The sequence below is a fragment of the Mesorhizobium sp. M2A.F.Ca.ET.037.01.1.1 genome, from assembly GCF_003998075.1.
Classification (GTDB): domain Bacteria; phylum Pseudomonadota; class Alphaproteobacteria; order Rhizobiales; family Rhizobiaceae; genus Mesorhizobium.
Genome location: NZ_RZSA01000804.1, coordinates 1 through 3,105, shown reverse-complemented (window position 1 = coordinate 3,105; position 3,105 = coordinate 1). Strand labels below are relative to the sequence as shown.

The window sequence follows — 3,105 nt, the reverse complement described above, 5'->3', positions numbered from 1 at the left end:
GGCGTGCCGGTGGTGATCATCGTCTCGTCATCCTCGTCGAGGATGAAGCCCGACAGGATCTTGACCTCGTCCGGCTCGCGGCGCTGGGTTACGAAGCGCGACTGCCCCGGGCGGCGGCGGTCGAGCTCGGCCTGGATGTCATCGCGCTTGAAGCGAATTCCGGGCGGGCAGCCGTCGACAACGCAGCCGAGCGCGGCGCCATGGCTTTCACCCCAGGTGGTGACGCGGAAGAGATGGCCGAATGTGTTGTGAGACATGAAAAACGCCCTGCCGGTGAGGAAATCCGGTTACGGCTGCCTTCTATTGGCGTTTTCCACGGTGGTCAAACGGCTGCATCAAACTGTGATCTGGCGGATTTAGTTTTGACACATTCGGTTGGTTTCTGCTCTCTCCCCACCCGCCGTTGAGGACCCGCCGCTGACCAGCCGGCGCAATGACCAAAGAGGACGACGATGCGTACCCTGATTGGCGCCGCCTGCGCCATGCTCATGATTTCCACCGCCGCCGCGTTTGCCGGCCAGACCGAAGGCCTGATCAAGAAGGTTGATAAGGACACGCTGACGCTGACGCTTGACGACGGAAAGGCCTACAAGCTTAACGCCGAGACCGACATCGACTCGCTGAAGCCGGGCATGGACATCGTCATCGCCTATGACGTGAGCAATGGCGAGAATGTCGTCACCGATATGCAGTTGCCCGACAGCGACCAGAACTAACTTTTCCGGCCAGGGGCTTGAACGCCTAAGCTTCGTCATTCCAGGGCAAAGCAAGGAGCGCAGCGACGCGCAGACCCTGGAATCCATGCCGTTATGTCAGAGCTTTGCAGCGGTGCAGAACGACCTTTTCTGCACCGTTTTTACTATTCGGCGAATGTCACGGCATGGATCCATGGGTCCTCGCTCCGCTTCGCGTCGCTGCGCCCAAGGATGACGACTTTCACGGCCGCACCCGGACCTATAACCACTCCAAACTCCGGCCCTCCAGCCGGAGCAGGCGGTCCTGCGGGATCTCCAGAGCGGCCGCGTCGTTCTTGGATATGCCTTCGACGAAGCGGAAAAGGCAGCGCATGACGCCGCCATGCGTGACGCATACCGTCTGCCGGTCAAGCGCATCGAACCAAGGCTTCACCCGTTCGAGCAGCATCTCGTAGCTTTCCGCGCCCTCGCCGGGCGGCTGGAAATCCCATTTGGCGGCGCGGCGGCCACGCGTGGATCCAGGATGCCGGGCCTCGAGCTCCCGAAACGTAAAACCCTGCCATTCGCCGAAACTCAATTCCACCAGACGCGGCTCCGTCCGGTAGGCGAGCGGGTCGAGCCCCATTGCCGCGCGCATCAGTTCCATGGTTTCGCATGTGCGCCGCATCGGACTTGCGACAAAGTCGAAATCCTCACCCTTGCCGATCAACGCGGCCAGGCGCCGTCCGTTGGCAGTCGCCTGCTGGCGTCCAAGCTCATTGATGTCGGTGTCGGCCTGACCCTGCAGGCGACGCTGGGTATTCCACTCGGTCTGGCCGTGGCGCGCGATGTAGACGAGCGGGTACATCAGGTCTTCCAAGGTCGGACGCTATTTGCTTTTGCAAGCATTCCGGACGGAAAACCGCTTCGCACTTTTCCTGGAATTGCTTGGACGCTTGATAGGCGGAGCGGATTAGTCCTTGACGGTCGAGATATCCGGCGCGTCGACCGCCTTCATGCCGACGACATGGTAGCCGGAATCGACGTGATGGACCTCGCCGGTCACGCCGCGCGACAGGTCGGATAGGAAATAGACGCCGGAATCGCCGACCTCTTCCTGTGTCACCGTCTGCTTCAGCGGCGAATTGTACTCGTTCCACTTCAGGATGTAGCGGAAATCGCCGATACCGGAGGCAGCGAGCGTCTTGATCGGCCCGGCCGAGATCGCGTTGACGCGGATCTTCTTGGCGCCGAGATCGACGGCGAGATAGCGCACGCTCGCTTCCAGCGCCGCCTTGGCGACGCCCATGACGTTGTAATGCGGCATCACCTTCTCGGCGCCGTAATAGGTCAGCGTCAAAAGCGAGCCGCCATCGGTCATCAGCGGCTCGGCGCGCTTGGCGATGGTGGTGAAGGAAAACACCGAGATGTCCATTGTGCGCAGGAAATTGTCGCGCGTCGTCTCGACATAGCGGCCGGTGAGCTCGTCCTTGTCGGAGAAGGCGATGGCATGGACAAGGAAGTCGAGCTTGCCCCAATGCTCGGCGATGTCGGCGAAAACGGCATCAAGGCTTTCCGGGTCGGTGACGTCGCAATGGCCGGCGACATGCGCGTTGAGCTCGGCCGCCAGCGGCTCGACGCGCTTCTTGAAGGCCTCGCCCTGATAGGTCAGCGCGATTTCGGCGCCGTGATCGACGCAAGCCTTGGCGATGCCGAAAGCGATCGACCGATTGTTGGCGACGCCCAGGATCAGGCCCCGCTTACCGGCCATCAGGCCCTGTCCACCTGCCATGTGCAAGCTCTCCGCAAGAATATCTGCTTTGTGGAGAGCCCTATCGCACAGGCACAGAGCCCCTTCAAGCGCTCAAAAGACACTGTAACGGGAACAAGATTCCCTCGATCAGCCTTTTTGGCGGCGCATCAGGGCCTCAAGCTCGGCATCGCCGCCCTCCGGCAGCATCAGCCGGACATGGGCATAGAGATCGCCGTGACCGCCGGCCTTTTCCGGCAAGCCCCGGCCTTTCAGCCGCAGCACCTTGTCCGAGCTCGACCATGCCGGTACGTTGACCGCGAGCTTGCCGGTCGGCGTCTCGACCGCCACCTTGGCGCCGAGCACGGCGTCGGCCAGATCGACAGGCAGATCCACATGCAGGTCGCGGCCCTCGATGCGGTAGCGCGGGTGGCGGCGGATGTGGATCTTGACCAGCGCGTCGCCCGGCTGTCCAGGCCCCTGCTCGCCCTGGCCCTTCAGGCGGATCGTCTGGCCGTCCTCGACATAGGAGGGCAGCTTGACCGCGACCTTGCGGCCGTCCGGGAACATCGCCGTCACCTTATCGGCCGTGGCCGCCTCCTCGACGCTGATGTCCATGGTGACGTTGAGGTCGGCCGCCTGCACCGGCTGGCGGCCGACCTCAACGTCACCATGGACATC

5 protein-coding genes are annotated in these 3,105 nt (G+C 62.6%); 1 reads left to right on the top strand and 4 read right to left on the bottom strand.

The features are described 5' to 3' along the window. Nucleotides 1–257: chorismate synthase (locus EOA27_RS29285; RefSeq protein ID WP_127257860.1), on the bottom strand; the 257-nt coding region annotated here is incomplete at its 3' end. Between the two features lie 195 nt (nt 258–452). Here EOA27_RS29285 and EOA27_RS29280 point away from each other — a divergent pair. Next, entirely contained in the window at nt 453–716 is a 264-nt protein-coding gene (locus EOA27_RS29280) for a DUF1344 domain-containing protein (RefSeq protein ID WP_042641719.1), read from the top strand. A gap of 238 nt (nt 717–954) precedes the next feature. Here EOA27_RS29280 and EOA27_RS29275 read toward each other — a convergent pair whose 3' ends face one another. The 3 genes from EOA27_RS29275 to EOA27_RS29265 form a co-directional block, all read right to left on the bottom strand. Next, entirely contained in the window at nt 955–1,542 is a 588-nt protein-coding gene (locus EOA27_RS29275) for a histidine phosphatase family protein (RefSeq protein ID WP_126078576.1), read from the bottom strand. 105 nt (nt 1,543–1,647) lie between these two features. Further along, entirely contained in the window at nt 1,648–2,466 is an 819-nt protein-coding gene (fabI, locus tag EOA27_RS29270; protein WP_126078577.1) for an enoyl-ACP reductase FabI, read from the bottom strand. Between the two features lie 108 nt (nt 2,467–2,574). Continuing rightward, the coding region (locus EOA27_RS29265; RefSeq protein WP_281059490.1) for a DnaJ C-terminal domain-containing protein at nt 2,575–3,105 on the bottom strand (531 nt) is incomplete at its 5' end.

Coding starts and splice junctions, on each gene's coding strand:
- EOA27_RS29280 (WP_042641719.1), top strand. CDS start 453: ATGCGTACCCTGATTGGCGCCGCCTGCGCCATGCTCATGATTTCCACC.
- EOA27_RS29275 (WP_126078576.1), bottom strand. CDS start 1,542: ATGTACCCGCTCGTCTACATCGCGCGCCACGGCCAGACCGAGTGGAAT.
- fabI (WP_126078577.1), bottom strand. CDS start 2,466: ATGGCAGGTGGACAGGGCCTGATGGCCGGTAAGCGGGGCCTGATCCTG.